The 18,938-nt window shown below is 68.8% G+C and carries 19 protein-coding genes; 15 read left to right on the forward strand and 4 right to left on the reverse strand.

The window, feature by feature from the left end; all coding sequences use genetic code 11:
- Positions 1-8 precede the first annotated feature (8 nt).
- Complete coding sequence (locus AC3IPP_RS02430; protein WP_489150222.1) at positions 9-614, reverse strand: response regulator transcription factor; 606 nt, start codon at positions 612-614, stop codon at positions 9-11.
- Positions 611-1,861 (reverse strand): two-component system sensor histidine kinase NtrB, encoded by a 1,251-nt coding sequence (locus tag AC3IPP_RS02435; RefSeq protein WP_489150223.1) that lies wholly within the window; start codon positions 1,859-1,861, stop codon positions 611-613. The genes AC3IPP_RS02430 and AC3IPP_RS02435 overlap by 4 nt, the downstream gene beginning before the upstream one ends.
- Before the next feature lie 416 nt (positions 1,862-2,277).
- Here AC3IPP_RS02435 and AC3IPP_RS02440 point away from each other — a divergent pair, with 416 nt between their 5' ends.
- Genes AC3IPP_RS02440 through AC3IPP_RS02500 form a run of 13 tightly spaced genes read left to right on the forward strand, consistent with a single transcriptional unit; the run spans position 2,278 to position 12,797 of the window.
- Positions 2,278-3,000 carry a TorF family putative porin gene (locus tag AC3IPP_RS02440; protein WP_489150224.1) on the forward strand — a complete coding sequence of 241 codons (723 nt, stop codon included), beginning with the start codon at positions 2,278-2,280 and terminating at the stop codon, positions 2,998-3,000.
- Between the two features lie 49 nt (positions 3,001-3,049).
- On the forward strand, positions 3,050-5,038 hold the full coding sequence (locus AC3IPP_RS02445; RefSeq protein ID WP_489150225.1) for a methyl-accepting chemotaxis protein: 1,989 nt from the start codon (positions 3,050-3,052) through the stop codon (positions 5,036-5,038).
- Positions 5,038-5,319, forward strand: coding sequence for an STAS domain-containing protein (locus tag AC3IPP_RS02450; protein WP_087141702.1), 282 nt, complete (start codon positions 5,038-5,040; stop codon positions 5,317-5,319). Before AC3IPP_RS02445 ends, AC3IPP_RS02450 begins: the two co-directional genes overlap by 1 nt.
- Positions 5,316-5,681: a response regulator gene (locus AC3IPP_RS02455; protein WP_040346123.1), complete on the forward strand. Its 366-nt coding sequence runs from the start codon at positions 5,316-5,318 to the stop codon at positions 5,679-5,681. Before AC3IPP_RS02450 ends, AC3IPP_RS02455 begins: the two co-directional genes overlap by 4 nt.
- Positions 5,682-5,693: 12 nt before the next feature.
- On the forward strand, positions 5,694-8,057 hold the full coding sequence (locus AC3IPP_RS02460) for a chemotaxis protein CheA (protein WP_489150226.1): 2,364 nt from the start codon (positions 5,694-5,696) through the stop codon (positions 8,055-8,057).
- A gap of 4 nt (positions 8,058-8,061) precedes the next feature.
- A complete protein-coding gene (locus tag AC3IPP_RS02465; RefSeq protein WP_087141704.1) occupies positions 8,062-8,544 on the forward strand; it encodes a chemotaxis protein CheW in 483 nt (160 codons plus the stop codon).
- Entirely contained in the window at positions 8,541-9,407 is an 867-nt protein-coding gene (locus AC3IPP_RS02470; RefSeq protein ID WP_489150227.1) for a CheR family methyltransferase, read from the forward strand. Before AC3IPP_RS02465 ends, AC3IPP_RS02470 begins: the two co-directional genes overlap by 4 nt.
- Positions 9,404-10,441, forward strand: a complete 1,038-nt coding sequence (locus tag AC3IPP_RS02475) for a protein-glutamate methylesterase/protein-glutamine glutaminase (RefSeq protein WP_489150228.1) — start codon at positions 9,404-9,406, stop codon at positions 10,439-10,441. Before AC3IPP_RS02470 ends, AC3IPP_RS02475 begins: the two co-directional genes overlap by 4 nt.
- Positions 10,442-10,449: 8 nt before the next feature.
- Positions 10,450-10,839 carry a response regulator gene (locus AC3IPP_RS02480; protein ID WP_003166009.1) on the forward strand — a complete coding sequence of 130 codons (390 nt, stop codon included), beginning with the start codon at positions 10,450-10,452 and terminating at the stop codon, positions 10,837-10,839.
- Positions 10,836-11,381 carry a chemotaxis protein CheD gene (locus AC3IPP_RS02485; RefSeq protein WP_087141707.1) on the forward strand — a complete coding sequence of 182 codons (546 nt, stop codon included), beginning with the start codon at positions 10,836-10,838 and terminating at the stop codon, positions 11,379-11,381. The genes AC3IPP_RS02480 and AC3IPP_RS02485 overlap by 4 nt, the downstream gene beginning before the upstream one ends.
- A 1-nt stretch (position 11,382) precedes the next feature.
- Positions 11,383-11,757, forward strand: a complete 375-nt coding sequence (locus AC3IPP_RS02490) for a DUF8776 family protein (RefSeq protein WP_489150229.1) — start codon at positions 11,383-11,385, stop codon at positions 11,755-11,757.
- Between the two features lie 3 nt (positions 11,758-11,760).
- Positions 11,761-12,348, forward strand: a complete 588-nt coding sequence (locus AC3IPP_RS02495; protein ID WP_489150230.1) for a response regulator — start codon at positions 11,761-11,763, stop codon at positions 12,346-12,348.
- Positions 12,345-12,797, forward strand: coding sequence for a chemotaxis protein CheE (locus tag AC3IPP_RS02500; RefSeq protein ID WP_489150231.1), 453 nt, complete (start codon positions 12,345-12,347; stop codon positions 12,795-12,797). Before AC3IPP_RS02495 ends, AC3IPP_RS02500 begins: the two co-directional genes overlap by 4 nt.
- A 30-nt stretch (positions 12,798-12,827) precedes the next feature.
- Here the strand turns inward: AC3IPP_RS02500 and AC3IPP_RS02505 are convergent, their stop codons facing one another.
- Both AC3IPP_RS02505 and AC3IPP_RS02510 read right to left on the reverse strand, forming a co-directional pair.
- Positions 12,828-14,081 (reverse strand): D-amino acid dehydrogenase, encoded by a 1,254-nt coding sequence (locus tag AC3IPP_RS02505; RefSeq protein WP_489177431.1) that lies wholly within the window; start codon positions 14,079-14,081, stop codon positions 12,828-12,830.
- A gap of 177 nt (positions 14,082-14,258) precedes the next feature.
- Positions 14,259-15,950: an MFS transporter gene (locus AC3IPP_RS02510; RefSeq protein ID WP_489150232.1), complete on the reverse strand. Its 1,692-nt coding sequence runs from the start codon at positions 15,948-15,950 to the stop codon at positions 14,259-14,261.
- Positions 15,951-16,147: 197 nt separating this feature from the next.
- Here AC3IPP_RS02510 and trhO point away from each other — a divergent pair, with 197 nt between their 5' ends.
- Positions 16,148-17,077: an oxygen-dependent tRNA uridine(34) hydroxylase TrhO gene (gene trhO / locus AC3IPP_RS02515; protein ID WP_489151028.1), complete on the forward strand. Its 930-nt coding sequence runs from the start codon at positions 16,148-16,150 to the stop codon at positions 17,075-17,077.
- Between the two features lie 159 nt (positions 17,078-17,236).
- On the forward strand, positions 17,237-18,853 hold the full coding sequence (locus AC3IPP_RS02520) for an acyl-CoA dehydrogenase family protein (protein ID WP_489150233.1): 1,617 nt from the start codon (positions 17,237-17,239) through the stop codon (positions 18,851-18,853).
- The last annotated feature ends 85 nt before the right edge of the window (positions 18,854-18,938 follow it).

Raw genomic sequence — 18,938 nt, forward strand, 5'->3', positions numbered from 1 at the left:
GTGAACGTCTAGCTGAGCATCAGCCCCATGCGGACCAGGGCCGGCAGGCTGTCGGCCTCCATCTTGGTCATGACCTTGGCGCGGAAGACCTCGACCGTGCGCGGGCTGATCTTCAGGTCCAGAGCCATCTCCTTGTTGGAGGCGCCGGCGACCAGGGCGTCGAAGACCTGGCGCTCGCGCGGGGTCAGGCGTCCCAGGCGCAGGCGGGCCTGCTGGCGCGCTTGCTGGCGGGCGTCCAGATCGCCGAGCTGGGCTAGGCAGCCCTTCACCACCTCGACCAGGCGGGCGGGGTCGAAGGGCTTTTCGATGAAGTCGACGATGCCGGTCTTCATCATCTGCACCGCCATGGAGACGTCGGCGTGGCCGGTGATGACGATGACGGGCCAGGTCTCGCCGCGCAGCTCGGCTAGGCGGCGCACGATCTCGGCCCCGTCCATGCCAGGCATCCGCACATCGGTGATGACGCAGGCCGAGGCGTCTTCCGGCAGACTGGCGAAGAATTCGGTTCCGCTGGCGAAGCCGCGCGCGCGCACGCCGCGTCCGCGCAGCACCCGAAGGAGGGCGTCGCGCACGGCCGGATCGTCGTCGATGACGAAGACGGAATGATCGCTCACGCGGTCGTGGCCTCCTGGTCCAAGGGCAGGGTGAAGAAGAAGGCGGCGCCGCCCAGGGCCTGGCTGCGACCCACGTTCAGGACGCCGCCGTGCCGCTCGACGATGGTGCGGGTGACGGACAGGCCCAGGCCCATGCCGCCGGGCTTGGTGCTGGTCATGGGCTGGAACAGGCGGTCGCGCTGATCGTCGGCGACGCCGGGGCCGTTGTCCTCGATGCTGATGCGGTAGCCGTCGGCCGCGGTGCGGCCCAGGATGCGCACCTGGGCGTCGTGGCGCCCCGCCGCGGCTTCGACGCCGTTGCGGACCAGATTGACCACGGCCTGCTGGAACTGGATGCGGTCAGCTCGCACCCGGTCGAAATCCGCGGCCATGTCGATGCGCAGGGCGACCTTCTGGGCCTGACCGACACGCGTCAGGATCTGTTTCATGTTCTCGATCATGTCCGAGGCGCTTTCGCCGCCCAGGACGCCGGCTTCCTGTGTCAGGAAGGCGCGGATGCGGCGGATGATTTCTCCGGCGCGAAGAAGCTGGCCTTGAGCCAGGTCCAGGGTGCGGCAGGCGCTGTCGCCCAGGGAGCCGGCCTTCTCCATGTCGGCCCGGCTCGCGTGCATATAGCCGCTGGCCGCGCTCAGGGGCTGGTTCAGCTCATGGGCCAGGGTGGCGGCCATCTCGCCGAGGGAGTTCAACCGCCAGACGGTGTTCAGCTGGGCGTGCAGTTCGCGGGCCTGCGCCTCGGCGGCGTAGCGGAGCGTCAGGTCGGCCAGGCCGAGGGCTACATGGTCCTTGTCCGATCCGCCGGGCGTCATGCCGAACTGAATGCCGACTGGAAAGGTCGATCCGTCAGGGCGTTGCCCGATCCAGTAGCCGGAATCGGCCTCCAGCAAGCCGGACTGCATCCCGGTGGCGGCGAGGGCGGCGATGTCGAAGCCGGGAACAATCTCGGCGAATGGCCGTCCCAGCGCCTCAGCCTCTGTGATCTTCAGCATGGCGAGAGCCGTGCCGTTGAGCCGTGAGATTGCGCCTTCACGCGTCAGCATCAGGGTCGGCGTCGACAAGAAGGCGACGTTCAGCATGGCGTCGCGCGCCGCCAGGGCGCCTGTAAGTCTGGAGGCCTGCCGCCAGGCGAGGACCAGAGCCGCTGAAGCCGTCAGGGTCAGTATCAAGGCGATCAGAGCCAGGCTGCGCGAGAATGACGGCGCCGCGAGCGCCAGCATCAAGGCCGCAATGGCGAACAGGGCGCACGCCAAGGCGATAGCCGCCGCCCAAGGGCGGGGGGACGGCGTGACGTCAGGGGAGCGGCGGTCCAATACTGAGTAAATCGAACTTGTCCTCACTTCCCGTTAGATCAGGAGGCGAGCCCTTCCGTGTCGTCGTCGTCATGGGGGCAGGTAAGGGGGGCTTATTAGATAGGTCTCGCCTAACATGCAATTATCGCTTGTAGTTCTTTGTAAGCTGAAAAAACTGACATTTCTGTCATAACGTTGATATGCATGATCTTCGGCGTCATGGTTACTGTCGCATTAATAATTATGACGACGTTCCGCCAGAAGAAACCTGTGCGATGAGTGTGGGCGTCGTGAATTGCGGATTTCTACGTACGGACGAATTTACGATTGCCTACCGTTGTTCCACGCAGAAGGGGATCAGTCTCAAAGAGGTCTGAATGTCCTTCCAAGTTATCGCTCGACGCCAGAAGGGCGTTCGTGCGCTCCGTAACCCGCTCACGGGCGGCTTGATTATTGTTCTGTCAGCGGCGCTTGCGGCGCCTGCGGCGGCCCAGTCCATCGGCGGTCAGTTGGGCGTCGCCAGCGAATACGTCGGCAAGGGCCTGGGCAAGAGCACCGGCGATCCCAGCCTGAACGCCAGCCTGGAAGCGTCGTACGGCGACTTTTACGGCAGCGTCTTCGCCTCGACAGCCAAGCTGTCACAGGGTTCCGACGCCGAGATCGTGACGGCCTTGGGCTGGCGGCCCAAGGCTGCAGGCGTCGCCTTTGATCTGTCGCTGGTGAACCGCGACCTGCCCGGCACGCGGTCGGGCGTCGACGCCAACTATTGGGAATATCAGGCCGACGCCGCCCGAAAGTTCGGGCGCGTCTCCGCGCGATTGCGGGTCAACTACACGCCGGACGGCTTCGCCGCGACCAAGGAGGCCTGGTGGATCGAGGCGCAGGCGTCGACGGCCCTGGGGCCGCGCACCAAGGCGTCGGCGGCCTTCGGCGTGCGCTCGGCGGACGGCGGGGCCGACTACAACGCCTGGAATCTGGGCGTGAAGCACAACCTGAACGAGCGATGGGCCGTCGACGCGCGCTGGTACGACACCGACAGCCACGCGCTTGGCGACAACTACGACGGGCGCCTGGTGGGGGCGCTGAGCTTCAACTTCTGATCGAAAGCCGGTTCGGCTCTCAAGAGAATCTTCACGGGGGGTGAGTTAGATGGACGCCATGCTGAGCGACCTTAAGATCGAAAAGAAACTGATGGCGGCCTTTGCGGTCGTCATCCTGGCCATCGTCGCCATGGGGCTGACGGTGTTTTTGCAGATCAACGCCCTGGATGCGGCGCGGGCGGATCGATCGCGCGCGGGCGTCGTCCAGCGCGAGGCCGAGGCGGCGCAGTTCTATCTGGCGCGGCAGGAGGCCAGCTATCGCGGCTTCCTGGTGTCGCGCGACCCCTACTATCTGACGCGGCTGGAAGAGCACCGCCAGAGCTTCAACAAGAGCCTGGACCGCGTGACGCAACTGGACCGCGCCAGCGCTGCGCAGGTGCGCGCGGCTCGAACCGCTGCGGATGAGTGGAACAAGCAGGTGGTCCAGCGCGGCCAGGCCCTGGTCGTGGATCAGGCCGGCTGGATGCAGGCCATCGCCATGGTCGGCCGCAACGGCGAGGCCGACAAATTCATCGACCCGGCCGAAAGCGCCCTGAACGGCCTGATCGAGAAGAAGGTCCAGGAAAGCCGTATCTATGGCGAGACCCAGGTGTCGGTCGCCAGGACGGCCCGCCTGGTGCTGATCGGCGGCCTGGTGCTGGCGCTGGCGCTGGCGGGCGGCATGGCCGTGATGCTGACCAATATCCTGGCCAAGCCGCTGACGGCGATGACGGCGGCCATGCGTCGTCTGGCGTCGGGCGACACCTCGGTGGCCGTGCCGGCCGCCGGCCGCAAGGACGAGGTCGGCCAGATGGCCGCCGCCGTCCAGACCTTCAAGGACGCGGCCATCGCCAAGGGCCGTCTGGAGGCCGAAGCCGTCGCCCAGCGTCAGGCGGTCGAGGACGAGCGCGCCCGCGTCGAGGCGGAGAAGGCCCGCGAGGCTGAAGATGACAAGGTGGCCATCACCGCCCTGGCTCAGGGTCTGGAGGCCATGGCCAACGGCGACCTGACCCATCGCATCGATGTCGCCTTCGCACCCAAGGCGGCGCAGCTGAAGACCGACTTCAACGCCGCCATCGCCCAGCTGGAGAAGGCCATCGCCGCCGTGACGGCCAATGTCGCGGCCATCCGCTCCGGCTCGGGCGAGATCAGCCAGGCCTCCGACGACCTGTCGCGCCGCACCGAACAGCAGGCCGCCAGCCTGGAAGAGACCGCCGCCGCCCTGGACCAGATCACGGCCACGGTGAACCGCACCGCCGACGGCGCCCGCCAGGCCGCCGGCGTGGTGCAGCAGGCGCGCGGCGAGGCGGAAGCCTCGGGCGCAGTGGTCAGCGACGCCGTCGCCGCCATGACCGCCATCGAGCAGTCGTCCGACCAGATCGGCGCCATCATCGGCGTGATCGACGAGATCGCCTTCCAGACCAACCTGCTGGCGCTGAACGCGGGCGTCGAGGCGGCGCGCGCGGGCGACGCCGGCCGCGGTTTCGCCGTGGTGGCTTCGGAAGTGCGGGCCCTGGCCCAGCGCTCGGCCGGCGCGGCCAAGGAGATCAAGGCTCTGATCACGGCGTCCGGCCGTCAGGTGGAGCAGGGCGTGGCCCTGGTCGGCCAGACCGGCGAGGCGCTGGGCCGCATCGTCGCCGGGGTGGCCGAGATCGATGGTCTGATGTCGGAAATCTCGGCCTCGGCCCAGGAGCAGGCGACCGGTCTGCAACAGGTCAATGCGGCCGTGAACCAGATGGATCAGGTCACGCAACAGAATGCTGCGATGGTCGAGGAATCGACCGCCGCCAGCCACTCCCTGACCCAGGAAGCCGACGTGCTGGCCGCCTCGGTGGCGCACTTCAAGGTGATCCAGGCGGCGCCGTCGCGTCCGGTCGCTGCGCCCCGTCCGGTTGAGCCTCGTCGGGTTGAGCCCAGGTCCGCGTCGGCCGCCGCCGAAGCTGCGCCGGTTCGCACGCCTCAGCCGGTGTCCGAAACGGTCGCCGCCCTGAAGACCATGGGACGCGGCGGCGCCGCCCTGAAGCCTGAAGCCATCGAAGACGGCTGGGAGGAGTTCTGATGACGGCCACGGTCGTTCTGGCCCCGGTTCTGGACCTGCGTGCGGCCGAGCCGCTGAAGGGCGAACTGCTGGCGGCGCGCGGTCAGGCCCTGACGCTGGACGGTTCGGCCGTCGAGCGGCTGGGCGGGCTGTGCCTTCAGTTGCTGTTGTCGGCGATCCGCACCTGGCGCGCCGACGGCCAGGCTTTGACCTTCGTCAATGCGTCCGAGGCGCTGACGACCCAATGGAGCGCCTTCGGCGCTTCGCCCTCCGAGCTTTCCGCACAGGACGCCCTGCAATGACCAAGACCGTTCTGACCGTCGATGACTCGCGCACCATGCGCGACATGCTGATGCTGGCGCTCAAGGACGCGGGCTATCGCGTGGTCCAGGCCGAGGACGGCGTCCACGGGCTGGAGGTGCTTCAGGCCGAAAACCCGGACATCGTCATCACCGACATCAACATGCCGCGCATGGACGGTTTCGGCTTCATCGAGGGGATGCGGGCGGACCCGGCGTTCAGCGCCGTGCCCGTTCTGGTCCTGACGACCGAGAGCGACGCCGCCAAGAAGCAGCGCGCCCGCGAGGCCGGAGCCACCGGCTGGATCGTCAAGCCGTTCGACCCCGTGCGTCTGGTCGACGCCGTGCGCCGCGTGGCGGCCTGAGGATCTGAGACGATGAGCGACGATCCGTTCGAGGCGATCAAGGCGACCTTCTTCCAGGAATGCGAGGAGCTGCTCGCCGATCTGGAAGGCAATCTTCTGACGCTGGAGTCCGGGTCGACGGATATCGAGGTCATCAACGCCGTGTTCCGCGCCGTCCACTCGGTGAAGGGCGGGGCGGGGGCCTTCGGGCTGGAAGACCTTGTGCGGTTCGCCCACGTCTTCGAGACGCTGATGGACGAGCTGCGCTCGGGCCGCAAGCCGTGTGATGAGCCGACCGTGAAGACCCTGCTGCGCGCTGCGGACGTGCTGGCCGATCACGTCGCCGCCGCGCGCGGCGCGGGCGCGCCGGTCGATCCCGTGCGCTCGGCGGGCCTGGTCGCTGAACTGGAAGCCCTGACCTATGGCGGCGCCGCGCCGGTCGCGGCGGCAGAGCCGGAAGAGGACGACTTCGGCTTCACGCCCGTCGCCATGGATATGGGCGCGTTCGACGCTCCGGCGGGCTTGCCGGATCTGGCCGACCTGCCGCCTCTGCCCGATCTGCCCGATCTGCCCGATCTGGCCGCCCTGGCGCCGCTGGCTGAGTTGGCGCCGCTGCCCGATTTGGCAGTCCCGCCAGCTTCGAGCGGCTGGAAGGTCGTCTTCCGTCCGCATCCACGCCTCTACGCCAGCGCCAATGAGACGGGCCTGCTGCTGCGCGAGCTGGGCCGCCTGGGCCCGACGCGCGTTCAGATGGACGACAGCGGCCTGCCGCTGCTGGACGCGTTGGAGCCGACCGACAGCCACCTGATCTGGACCATCGAACTGGACGCCGACGTCAGCGAGGCCGAAGTGCGCGAGGTCTTCGACTTCGTGGAGATGGATTGCGACCTGAGCGTCACGCCATTGGGCGATGCGGCCTCGGTCGAGGCCGCGCCCGCCGTCATGGCCGACGAGGATGACAGCGACGCTTCGGCCCTGGCCCGCGCCGCGTCGTCGGAACTGGACATCGCCGCCCTGCTGGCCTCGGTCGGCGCCGCGCCGACGGAAGCGCTTGCGCCTGTCGCTGTCGGGCCTGTCGCCGCCGCGCCTGTGATCGCTCCGACGGTTGCACCCGTCGCGCCGTCGCCGGTCGCGGCCAAGCCTGCGTCGGCCGCTCCGGCTCCTGCGCAGGCGGCGGCCCCGGCTGCTGCGGCGCCCGTGACCATCCGCGTCGATCTGGAGCGGGTGGACCGCCTGATCAATGCGGTCGGCGAACTGGTCATCCAGCAGGCCATGCTGGCCCAGCGCGTGACCGAAAGCGGCCTGGCCCGTTCGTCCGACATCGGCCTGGGTCTGGAAGACCTCGAACTGCTGACGCGCGAGATTCAGGACAGCGTCATGGCCATCCGCGCCCAGCCGGTGAAGTCGGTGTTCCAGCGGATGCCGCGCCTGGTGCGCGAGGCGGCCGAAGCCACCGGCAAGAAGGTGAAGCTGGTCACGTCCGGCGAGGACACCGAGGTCGACAAGACCGTGGTCGAACGTCTGGCCGAGCCGATCACCCACATGCTGCGCAACGCCATCGACCACGGGCTGGAAAGCCCCGAGGAGCGTCTGGCGGCGGGCAAGCCGGCCGAAGGCGCGGTGCGTCTGGCGGCCCTGCACCGCTCGGGTCGGATCGTCATCGAGATCTCCGACGACGGCAAGGGCATCAACCGTCCGCGCGTGAAGGGCATCGCCGTCGAGCGCGGCCTGATCGCTGAGGATGCGGTGCTGTCGGACGACGAGATCGACAACCTGATCTTCCTGCCGGGCTTCTCGACCGCGACCGAGGTGTCGGACCTGTCGGGCCGTGGCGTCGGCATGGACGTGGTGCGCCGCTCGATCCAGTCGCTGGGCGGGCGCATCTCCATCAGCTCGATTCCGGGCAAGGGCTCGACCTTCACCCTCAGCCTGCCCCTGACGCTGGCGGTGCTGGACGGCATGGTGGTCGGCGCCGCCGAACAGACCCTGGTCGCGCCGCTCGCCGCCATCGTCGAGAGCCTGACCCCGAACGAAGCTGACATCCACTATGTCGGCGGCGTTGATCCCGTGCTGCGTTTCCGCGAGGCCTTCGTGCCCTTGGTGGATGTCGGTCTGGTGATGGGCTTCCGCGACGCTCCGACCGAGCTGAAGGGCGGGGTGGTGATGATCGTCGAGACTGAGAGCCGCCAGCGCGCGGCCCTGCTGGTCGACGCCATCCATGGCCAACGCCAGGTCGTCATCAAGAGCCTGGAAACCCACTACCGCCACGTCGAGGGCGTGGCCGCCGCCACCATTCTGGGCGACGGCCGCGTGGCCCTGATCCTCGACATCGACGCCCTTGTGACCGCCAAGCGTTCCCGAACCCCGTCGCGTTCCGACCTGCAAATGGCGAGCTGAGACCATGACCCCGATTGAACAGACCCTGACCCCGAACGTAGCCGGGACCGACCGCGAGTTGATCGCCTTCCGCATCGGCGAGCAGGAATTCTGCGTCGACATCATGAGCGTGCGCGAGATCCGCGGCTGGACGCCGGCCACGCCTCTGCCGCGCTCGCCCGCCTATATGAAGGGCGTCATCAACCTGCGCGGCGTGGTGCTGCCGATCATCGATCTGGGCGCGCGTTTCGGCCTGGTCACGAACGAGCCGACCGAGCGGCATGTCATCATGGTGGCCCATGTCGGTTCGCGCCTAGTCGGCCTGCTGGTCGATGCCGTGTCGGACATCGTGCAACTGTCGGACGCGGCCATCCAGCCGACGCCGGACGTGGCCAGCGACCAGGTGAAGTCCTTCGTGAAGGGTATCTTCGCCGTCGAGGGCGGCCGCATGATCAGCCTGATCGACCTGGACCACGTCCTGCCGGAAAGCGAGGCTGCAGCGGCATGACGACCGTCGCCGGGCGGGAGGCTCTGGTCGAAGGCGAGTTCGTCTTCACGGCCGAGGATTTCCGCCACATCGCCCAGACCCTGCACGCCCATGCAGGCATCGCCCTCAGCGAAGGCAAGGCGGCGCTGGTCTATTCGCGCTTGGCCAAGCGGCTGCGCGTGCTGGGACTGCGCAGCTTCCGCGACTACTGCGCCCTGATCGACGGGGTGGAAGGCGTGGACGAGCGCCAGGCGATGATGGCGGCCCTGACCACCAACGTCACCCGCTTCTACCGCGAGCCGCACCACTTCGATCACCTGCGCGACAAGGTGATGCCGGAGCTGGCGGCCAAGGCGCGGGCGGGCGGGCGCGTGCGCCTGTGGTCCGCCGCCTGCTCGAACGGGCAGGAGCCGTATTCCATGGCGATGACGGTGCTGGACGTCCTGCCGGAAGCGGCGGAACTGGACGTGCGCATCCTGGCCACCGACATCGACCCCAACATGGTCGCCGAGGGCGCGGCGGGCGTCTATTCCGACGATCTGCTGGCCCCGGTCCCGGCCGCGTCGCGCAAGCATTTCGCGCCGGTCGCGGGCGCGCCCGGCCGGTTCAGCGCCGATGCGACGCTGCGGCGTCTGGTGACGTTCAAGGAGCTGAACCTGATCGGCGACTGGCCGATGCGCGGCCGCTTCGACGTCATCTTCTGCCGCAACGTGGTCATCTATTTCGACGACGCGACCCAGGAGCGGGTTTGGGGCCGGTTCACGCCGATCCTGAACCCCGGCGGCGTCCTCTATATCGGCCATTCTGAGCGGGTGACGGGCCCGGCGGCCCACCTGCTGCAGCCCGCGGGCCTGACCACCTACGTCAAGGGGGCGGGGGTATGAGCGCGGTCTCGGTCCTGGTGGTGGACGACAGCGCCACCATGCGCAGCCTGATCAGCGCCGTCCTGCGCCGCGATCCCGAGATCAATGTGGTCGGCACGGCCGCCGATCCGCTGGAGGCGCGCACGAAGATCAAGGAGCTGAACCCCGACGTCATCACCCTGGACGTCGAGATGCCCAATATGAACGGGCTGGAGTTCCTGGAGAAGATCATGCGGTTGCGGCCCATGCCGGTGGTCATGGTCTCGACCCTGACCCAGGCGGGGACTGACGTGACCCTGGCGGCGCTGGAGGTCGGGGCGGTCGACGCCGTGGCCAAGCCCGCGCCGGGCGTTCCGGCCCAGGAAGCCTTCGGCGACTTGGCCGAGAAGGTGAAGATCGCCGCGCGGTCTCGCGTTCGTCCGCTGGAGGATCGCGCCGTCCGGGGGCACGAGGGCGCCTATCACGCCGACCCCAACCATGTGCTGGCGATCGGCTCGTCCACCGGCGGGGTCGAGGCCTTGCTGACCATACTGTCGGCCTTCCCGGCGGACTGTCCGGCGACGCTGGTCACCCAGCACATGCCCGCCAGCTTCACCAAGAGCTTCGCCGCCCGCCTGAACAAGGTCTCGGCCGCCACGGTCAGCGAGGCCGAGGACGGCGCGCCGTTGAAGCCGGGCCATGTCTATATCGCCCCTGGCGGCGAGGCCCACCTGGTCGCCTCGGGCGGGCGCTGCCGCCTGGTCGCCGCCGATCCGGTCAACGGTCACCGCCCCTCGGTCGACGTGTTGTTCGGCTCGGTCGCTCAACTGGGCCGCCCGATGACGGGCGTCATCCTGACCGGCATGGGCAAGGACGGGGCCAAGGGCCTGCTGACCATGCGCCAGGCCGGCGCCCGCACCCTGGGCCAGGACGAGGCGTCCTGCGTCGTCTACGGCATGCCGCGCGCCGCCTTCGAGCTGGGCGCTGTCGAGCGTCAGCTGCCCCTGTCCCGCATGGCCCCGGCCATTCTCGAATCCTGCGCCGCCCGAACGGCCGCGCCTCAGTCTGTCGCGTAAGGACGTTCATGCCCGCCGCTTCCGCCATTCGCACTCTTGTCGTTGATGATCAGCTGACGATGCGCTCGCTTGTTCGCGCCAGTCTGCAGCAGATCGGGGTGCGCGACATCGAGGAGGCCCCCGACGGCGAGGCGGCCCTGCGCTCCCTGCTGGTGCAGCCGGTTCACCTGGTGATCTCGGACTTCAACATGCCGAACCTGGACGGCCTCAGCCTGCTGAGGGCCATCCGGGCGCACCCGCCGATCTCCAAGACGGCCTTCATCATGCTGACCGGCCGGGCCGACCGCGAGCTGGTCCAGCGCGCCGTGCAGTTCGGCGTGAACAACTACCTGGTCAAACCCTTCACTACCGCCCAGCTGAAAGAAAAGCTGGAAGCGGTCTTCGGCACGCTGACGTGATCGGCGCGGCCGCTCAGCAGCCGGTCGAGCGGCGCGTGCACGTGGGGCAGGGCGATCATCATGTGTCGTCCGATCCCGACGTCGTGCTGACGACGGTTCTGGGCAGCTGCGTGGCCCTGTGCCTGCGCGATCCGGCGGCCGGGGTGGGCGGCATGAACCACTTCCTGCTGCCCGAGGGTTCGGGTTCGGGAACGGACGCCAGCCGCCGCTACGGCGCCTATGCGATGGAAGTCCTCATCAACGACGTGCTGAAGGCGGGCGGTCGGCGTGAGCGGCTGGAGGCCAAGCTGTTCGGCGGCGGCCGCATGTTCGACAGTCTCAGCGACGTGGGCGCCGCCAACGCCGATTTCGCCGAAAAATTCCTGGCCGACGAAGGGATTCCCGTCGTCAGCCGTAGTCTAAGAGGCGCGGGCGGGCGCCGTATTCACTATTGGCCGGTCAGCGGTCGGGCGCGTCAGCGCGTGGTGACGGACGGCGCGACCCTGCCGCCCGCGACGCCGCCGCCGCCGTCCGTCGCGACCGGCGATCTGGAGCTCTTCTGACATGGGCGAGAACGACAACCGCGACCTGTTGGCCGCCATGGCGGCGGAACTGGCGGACATCCGCGCCGAGATCGAGGCGGCGGGCGGCCTGGTGTCGGAGGTACTGCGCCAACTGCCGGCCGAGGCGCGGCTAGGCTATCTGACGCGCAGCCAGAGCTTCGACGTCCTGTCGCAGCGCATCGAGGCCCTGTCAGGCCTGGCCCAGGCCGTGGCCGACGATCAGCCGATGGACACCGCCCTGGCGGCTCTGCCCCTGGCTGAGATGGCGGAGCGGATGCAGGAGACGGCCCACCGCGCCCGGCCTGGCGCGACGCACGCCGCCGACGCGGACGACACCGAGCCCGCCGCGGCGGCGGGCGTGCTGCATCTATTCTGAACCATGGCCGACGACCGCATCAACCTGGAGCAATCGACGGTCCTGCTGGTGGATGATGCGCCGCAGGCGCTCGACATGCTGGGCTCGATCTTCCAGGGCTTCGGCGTCAAGGAGCAGATCAAATGCCCCTCGGCCGTCGAGGCGGTGAAGATCCTGCAGCAGCGCCCGGTCGATCTGATCGTCATCGACTGCGGCGATCCGGAGATGGACGGCTACGCCTTCACCCGCTGGCTGCGGCGCGAGACGCCCGCGCCCATGCGCTACACCCCCGTCATCCTGGTGACCGGCCACGCCTCACAGGCCAAGGTGCAGGAGGGGCGCGACTGCGGCGTCAGCTTCGTGGTCGCCAAGCCCCTGACGCCTGCCGTGCTGCTGAAACGCATCCTGTGGCTGGCGGGCGACGAGCGCGAGTTCGTCGAGTGCGAGACCTACGTCGGCCCCGATCGGCGCGTGCGCAACTTCGGTCCGCCGGTCGGCATGACCGGACGCCGCAAGGGCGATCTGTCGGCCCATGTCGGTCACGCGGTTGAGGAAAACATGGATCAGGCCGACATCGACATGCTGTTGAAACCGCAGAGGGTGTCGCTGTGAGCGAGGTCCGGACGCAGAAGATCAAGACGTCTCTGGCGCAGCAGATGGCTCAGCCGGGCGGGCGGACGCTGGCGGATGTCGAACGCCGCGCCAATGAGCGCCTGGGCCGCCACAAGGCCGAGGTCATGGCTGAGATCGAAGCCGCCGTCGCGGGGCTGGAAGGGCTGTGCGCCGCGCAGCCGGTGGCGTCGGCCGCCGAGGTCTATCGGCTGGCGTCGCGCATTCTGGACCTGGCGGGTTTCTTCGACACCGGACCGCTGTTTGACGCAGCCTACAGCCTCGCCGACGTGTCGGACCGCATGGCGGCGGCCGACGCCTGGGACTGGCCGCCGGTTCAGGTGCACGTTCAGGCCTTGCGGCTGATCCTCAAGGCCGGCTGCGAACGCAACGCGGCCACGGACCATCTGCTGGCCGGGCTGAAAGCCGTCGCGGCGAAGACGCGCGCCTAGCGCCCTTCTCCCTAGGGGAGAAGGAAGCCGTCAGCCGTAGCGGGCGATGCCCAGGTCGGCGGTTTCGATGTCGGGGGTCTGGCCGCTGATCAGGTCGGCGATGACGCGGGCCGAGCCGCAGGCCATGGTCCAGCCCAGCGTCCCGTGGCCGGTGTTCAGGAACAGGTTGTCCAGCTTGGTCTTGCCGATGACCGGGGTGCCGTCCGGCGTCATCGGGCGCAGGCCGGACCAGTAGCTGGCCGCCTTCAGATCGCCCGCGCCGGGGAACAGCGAGCCGACCGAATGCTCCAGCGTGTTGCGGCGCTGTTCCGGCAGGACGTTGTTGTAGCCCGAGATTTCCGCCATGCCGCCGACGCGGATGCGGTCGCCCAGGCGGGTGATCGCGACCTTGTAGCTCTCGTCCATGATGGTCGAGACGGGGGCGGCGGGCTCGTCGATGATCGGGGCGGTGATCGAATAGCCCTTCACCGGATAGACCGGCAGGGTCATGCCCAGCGGCTTGACCATCTGCGGCGAGTACGAACCCAGCGCCAGCACATAGGCATCGGCCGTGACCACGCCCTTGTCGGTCTTCACGCCGGTGATGCGGCCGCCTTCGGCGATCAGGCCCTGAATGGTCGTGCCGTACTGGAAGGTCACGCCCTGCATCGTCGCATGATCGGCCAGGGCGTTGGTGAATTTGAAGCAATCGCCGGTCTCGTCGCGCGGCAGGCGCAGGCCGCCGACGAACAGGTCGCGGGTGGCCTTCAGGCCCGGCTCGGCGCGGATGCAGCCGTCCTGGTCCAGCACCTCGAACGGGACGCCGCCTTCGCGCAGGACTTCGGTGTCCTTGTAGATGCCGTCCAACTGCTTTTGCGTGCGGAACAGTTGCAGCGTGCCCTGGGTGCGGTGGTCGTACTCAAGGCCCAGTTCTTGGTTCAGCTCGGTCTGCACCACCTGGCTGTAGTCCGCCAGGCGCACCATGCGCGCCTTGTTCAGCGCATAGCGGCTCGACGTGCAGTTCCGCAGCAGGGCCAGCAGCCAGCGCACGGTCGGGGCGTTGATCTGGGGGTGCAGGATCAGCGGGGCGTGGCGCATGAACAGCCACTTCACCGCCTTGGCCGGAATGCCGGGCGCGGCCCAGGGCGAGGAATACCCGGGCGAGATCTCGCCGGCGTTGGCGAAGCTGGTCTCCAGCGCCGGGCCGCTCTGGCGGTCGATGACGGTCACCTCATGACCCTGGCGGGCCAGGTAGTGGGCGGTGGTCACGCCGATGACGCCGGCGCCGAGGATTGCGATCTTCATGGGTCTTGACCTTACGCGAACCAGACGCGTGGCTCCCTAGACCAGATTTTGCGCCCGTCGCGCAAGTCGCAGTTTGTGTGCGCCGCAATATCGACAGGGTTGATAAGGACTGCCTGTGTTCGGCCGATCACGGTTGATTATTTGCTCGCTATATCAGGCATGCGCGACAAGCTTGCTCTACGACGACCGGGTCGGGTCGGTCAGCGGCTCGCCGTAGTGGCGATCGCCGTGCAGATTGGCGGCCAGAGGCGCGGTGGTGCGCTCGATCATGCGGTGGACGACCGGCTTGTCCGGCCCTTGGTGCAGGGCGCGGATGCCTTCGTTGATCGAGGCGTCGGCGTGGGTGATCCGCTGGTTGTGGCGGATGTAGTCCAGCCAGGTCGGCGTCTGGTATTTCTCGACCCAGACCTGGGGCTCGGCCAGGTCGCGCATCAGGTGCCACTGGCGCGCGCCGTCGCGGCGGCGGATGCGGCGCCGCTCGTCCATCAGGGCCAGGAAGGCGTCGATGTCCTCCTCGCGGATGCGATAGGCGATGGTGACGACCACGGGGCCGCTGCGCGGCTCGATGGCCAGGGCGGTCTGCGGCTCGGTCCAGCGACGCAGCAGGTCCATGTTCAGATTGGCGGTCGAGGGCAGGGGCACTTTTAGGCCGATCAGCACGCACAGCACCAGCACGCCCGCCGAGATCCCCAGGGCGACGTCGACGCCATAGGTCTGGGCCAGGCTGCCCCACAGCCAGCTGCCGCCCGCCATGCCGCCAAAGGCCGCCATCTGATACAGCGCCAGCGCCCGCGCCACGACCCAGCGGGGCACCGACATCTGCACGGTGACGTTGAAGCTGGACAGCACCAGCACCCAGCCCGCGCCCGCCAGCATCAGCGCCGGCAGGGTGACGGCCAGCCAGGGGATGTAGGCCAGGCCCAGGGCGGCCGCGGCAAAGACCAAGGCGGCGACGCGGACGATGGTCTCGGTCTCGTATCTGGCGCGCAGCCGCCCGACGAACAGGGCGCCGCCGACCGCCCCGACCCCGAAGGCGCCGAGCAGCAGGCCGAAGATCAGCGGGCCGCCGCCGCCCTCGCGCGCGACGACGGGCATCAGGGCCTGGACCGCGCTGGCGCCGATGCCGAACACCAGGGCGCGCAGCAGCACCGCCGTCACGCGCGGCGACAGGAAGGCGTAGCGCACCCCGCCCGCCATGGCCGCCAGCAGGCCTTCGCGGGGTAGGGTCTGCTTGGGCCGCTCGGGCTTCCAGCGGAACAGCACGACCAGCAGGCCGACGTAGCTGAAGGCGTTGACGGCGAAGGCCGCCGCCGCGCCCGCCGCCGCCACGATCAGGCCGCCGATGGCCGGGCCGACGCTGCGGGCCATGTTGAAGCCCATGGAGTTCAGGGTCACGGCCCCGGCCAGATCCTCGCGCGGAACCATGTCGCCGACCGACGCCTGCCACGCCGGGCCGTTGAAGGCCGTGCCGCAGCCGATCAGGAAGGTGAAGGTCAGCAGCACCCACGGCGTGATCCACCCCATCCAGGTCATGGCCGCCAGACCGGCCGAAACCAGCAGCATGAAGGTCTGGGCCGCCAGCATGATCTTGCGCCGGTCCACCGTGTCGGCCAGCGCCCCGGCCGCCAGCGACAGCAGCATGATCGGCAGGGTGACGGAGGCTTGCACCAGGGCGACCATCTGCGCCGAGGCGATGGAGGTCATCATCCACGCGGCGCCGACCGACTGGATCAGGCCGCCGAAGTTGGTGACCAGGCTGGTGATCCACACCGCCCGGAAGATCGGGTGCCGCAGCGGCGCCAGAGCCGAGGGGCGCTCCGGCGGGACGGACGGCGGATTGGAAGGAGAGGCGTCGGCGGTCGAACTCATGCGGGGCGGCGCCTCGCATGGACGATACGGAGCAAGCGGGAACCGACGACGACCATGCGGGCAGTCCACACGGCTTCGGCGGGGGAAGCAAGACGCGAAGCGGTCACTCTGAGTTCCGGATTATTGGCGTCGCGGGGGCGGCGTCGGGACGCTATAGGAAGGCCGTGACCGTCCCAGCCGTTCCCCCGATGTCGCCCTTGGCCCCCTTCACCGTCGCCGCCCTGTATCGTTTCGCGCCTGTGGCTGATCCGGCGGCGCTGCGCCTGCATCTGCTGGATCTGTGCGGGACTGAGGTGCGCGGCACGCTTCTGGTGGCGTATGAGGGGATCAACGGCACCATCGCCGGGCCTGAAGGCGCAGTCGCCCGCGTGATCGACGGCGTGCGCGCCCTGCCGGGCTTCGAACGGCTGGAGCTGAAGTATTCGACGGCGCAGGCCATGCCCTTCCACCGCATGAAGGTGCGGGTGAAGGCCGAGATCGTCACCATGGGCCAGCCCGATATCGACCCGGTGGAGGGTGTGGGAACCTATGTCTCGGCTCAGGACTGGAATACCCTGATCGCCGACCCGGACACCGTCGTCATCGACACCCGCAACGACTATGAGGGCGAGATCGGTGCGTTTGCGGGCGCGGTCCAGCCCAACACCCGTACCTTCCGCGAGTTCGCCGACTGGTTCAGGACCGAGGGCCGCGCCCTGCTGGACCGTCCGACGCCGCCCAAGGTCGCCATGTACTGCACCGGCGGCATCCGCTGCGAAAAGGCCACCGCCTTCCTGAAGGCCGAGGGGGTGCGCGACGTGCATCACCTTGAGGGCGGCATTCTGAAATATCTGGAGACGGTGCCGGAGCCGGAAAGCCTGTGGCGCGGCGAATGCTTCGTCTTCGACGAGCGGGTGGCCGTGGGGCACGGCCTGGTCGAGGGCGACCATAGCCTGTGCCGGGCCTGCCGCATGCCGGTCAGCCCCGAGGGGCGTCGCTCGCCCCGCTATGTCGAGGGCGTGTCCTGCGACCGCTGCCACGACAGCCGCGATGAGGCCCAGCGCGAGGGTTACGCTGAGCGGCAGAAGCAGATGGAGATCGCCTGCGCCCGAGGCGTGACGCATGTGGGGGCGGCGCAGAAGGGGTGAGCGCCGTGCTCACCCCTTCTGCGTCATCCTCGGGTCAAGCCCGAGGATGACGGCATGGTTGGCGGCGTGGCGGGGCGTATGTGGTGGCGGACCTGTCGGAGAGGGTCGCGGGCGGCGCCCGCCCATGCCATCCTCCTCGCCTAGTCAGGAGGCTCGCCCATGTCCGCCTTTCGTCCCGTCGAGCGTCTCGACACCCATGAGGTGGTCAATCAGGTTCCGCCGCTGGAGGACGTCGACCTGTTCGCCGGCGACAAGGCCCTGCATGACGCCGTGCGCCATTGGGGCGGGGCGGGGCATGTCGAGCGGCTGACCGATCTGGGCCGTCGCTGCGGCTCGGCCGCGGTGATCGATTGGGGCGTTCAGGCCAATCGGGTGACGCCGGTGCTGGACACCCACGACCGCTATGGCCGCCGTATCGACGAGGTGACGTTTCATCCCGCCTATCATCAACTGATGGACCTGGGGCTGGGCGCAGGCATCGCCGCCGGCGCCTGGGATGGGACGTCGAACGGACACCTGCTTCATGCTGCGATCCTGTTTCTGACGGGACAGGCGGACTCGGGGACCAGTTGCCCCATGACCATGACCTACGCCTCGGTCGCGGCGCTTCAGGCCGATCCGGCGGCGGGCGAGCCGTGGATCAGGGGCGTGTTGTCCGGCCGCTACGACCAGGCCGTGCGCCCGGCGGGGGACAAGGCGGGCGTGACGCTGGGCATGGCCATGACCGAGAAGCAGGGCGGCTCGGACGTGCGCGCCAACACCACTCGCGCCGAGCCGGTCGGCGAGGACGGCTGGTATAGTCTGACCGGGCACAAGTGGTTCTGTTCGGCGCCGATGTGCGACGCCTTCCTGACGCTGGCCTATGCGCCGGGCGGGCTGACCTGCTTCATCCTGCCGCGCTGGCTGCCGGACGGGACGCGCAATGCGGGCTTCCGCGTCATGCGGCTGAAGGACAAGATGGGCGACCGTTCCAACGCCTCGTCCGAGGTCGAGTATCACGGCGCTCTGGCTCAGAGGCTGGGCGAAGAGGGACGGGGCGTCGCGACCATCATCCGCATGGTCCAGCACACGCGGCTGGACTGCGTGGTCGGCTCGGCGCTGCAGATGCGCGGGGCGCTGGCGCAGGCGGTGTGGCACGCCGCCCACCGCACCGTCTTCCAGAAGCGGCTGATAGATCAACCGATGATGGCCGCCGTCCTGGCCGATCTAGCGGTCGAGAGCGAGGCGGCGACGGCGCTGTCGATGCGGCTGGCGGCGACCTTCGACGCCGACGACGCCGTGGGCCGCCTGCTGACGCCGGTGGCCAAATACTGGGTCTGCAAGCGCGCGCCGGGCATGGTCTATGAGGCGATGGAGGCGCTGGGCGGCGCCGGATATGTCGAGACTGGGCCGATGCCGCGCCTGTTCCGCCAGTCGCCGCTGAACGCCATCTGGGAAGGCTCGGGCAATGTCATCGCGCTGGACGTGCTGCGCGCGGCGGGACGCGAGCCGGATGCGGTCGAGGCCCTGCGCGACTGGCTGGCGTCGCAGGCCGGGAAGTCCGCCGACTACGACCGCTTCATCGCCGGGCTGGACGTGGCGACGAACGAGGCGGGGGCGCGGCTGGCGGTCGAACGTCTGGCGCTGGCGGCCCAGGCGGCGGCCTTGCTGGAGATGGACAGCCCCTCGGCCGAGGCCTTCATCGCGCTTCGTCTGCACCCGCGCGGCATGGCCTACGGGGCCTATGAGGCGCAGGTGGATCAACGGGCGGTGCTGGAACGGGCGATGCCTGCCTGAGCGTCGAGAAAAAAGAGCGCCGGATAGGACGAAGGCCTCGCGGGGGCTCCGCGAGGCCTTCGATGGTGGAGCTTAGCGGAGTCGA

The sequence above is a fragment of the Brevundimonas sp. KH_060 genome (assembly GCF_057838275.1).

What these genes read in the sequence shown, in the direction of transcription:
- AC3IPP_RS02440 (WP_489150224.1), top strand. Translation starts at nt 2,278, where the DNA reads ATGTCCTTCCAAGTTATCGCTCGACGCCAGAAGGGCGTTCGTGCGCTC.
- AC3IPP_RS02445 (WP_489150225.1), top strand. Translation starts at nt 3,050, where the DNA reads ATGGACGCCATGCTGAGCGACCTTAAGATCGAAAAGAAACTGATGGCG.
- AC3IPP_RS02450 (WP_087141702.1), top strand. Translation starts at nt 5,038, where the DNA reads ATGACGGCCACGGTCGTTCTGGCCCCGGTTCTGGACCTGCGTGCGGCC.
- AC3IPP_RS02455 (WP_040346123.1), top strand. Translation starts at nt 5,316, where the DNA reads ATGACCAAGACCGTTCTGACCGTCGATGACTCGCGCACCATGCGCGAC.
- AC3IPP_RS02460 (WP_489150226.1), top strand. Translation starts at nt 5,694, where the DNA reads ATGAGCGACGATCCGTTCGAGGCGATCAAGGCGACCTTCTTCCAGGAA.
- AC3IPP_RS02465 (WP_087141704.1), top strand. Translation starts at nt 8,062, where the DNA reads ATGACCCCGATTGAACAGACCCTGACCCCGAACGTAGCCGGGACCGAC.
- AC3IPP_RS02470 (WP_489150227.1), top strand. Translation starts at nt 8,541, where the DNA reads ATGACGACCGTCGCCGGGCGGGAGGCTCTGGTCGAAGGCGAGTTCGTC.
- AC3IPP_RS02475 (WP_489150228.1), top strand. Translation starts at nt 9,404, where the DNA reads ATGAGCGCGGTCTCGGTCCTGGTGGTGGACGACAGCGCCACCATGCGC.
- AC3IPP_RS02480 (WP_003166009.1), top strand. Translation starts at nt 10,450, where the DNA reads ATGCCCGCCGCTTCCGCCATTCGCACTCTTGTCGTTGATGATCAGCTG.
- AC3IPP_RS02490 (WP_489150229.1), top strand. Translation starts at nt 11,383, where the DNA reads ATGGGCGAGAACGACAACCGCGACCTGTTGGCCGCCATGGCGGCGGAA.
- AC3IPP_RS02495 (WP_489150230.1), top strand. Translation starts at nt 11,761, where the DNA reads ATGGCCGACGACCGCATCAACCTGGAGCAATCGACGGTCCTGCTGGTG.
- AC3IPP_RS02505 (WP_489177431.1), bottom strand. Translation starts at nt 14,081, where the DNA reads ATGAAGATCGCAATCCTCGGCGCCGGCGTCATCGGCGTGACCACCGCC.
- AC3IPP_RS02510 (WP_489150232.1), bottom strand. Translation starts at nt 15,950, where the DNA reads ATGAGTTCGACCGCCGACGCCTCTCCTTCCAATCCGCCGTCCGTCCCG.
- AC3IPP_RS02520 (WP_489150233.1), top strand. Translation starts at nt 17,237, where the DNA reads ATGTCCGCCTTTCGTCCCGTCGAGCGTCTCGACACCCATGAGGTGGTC.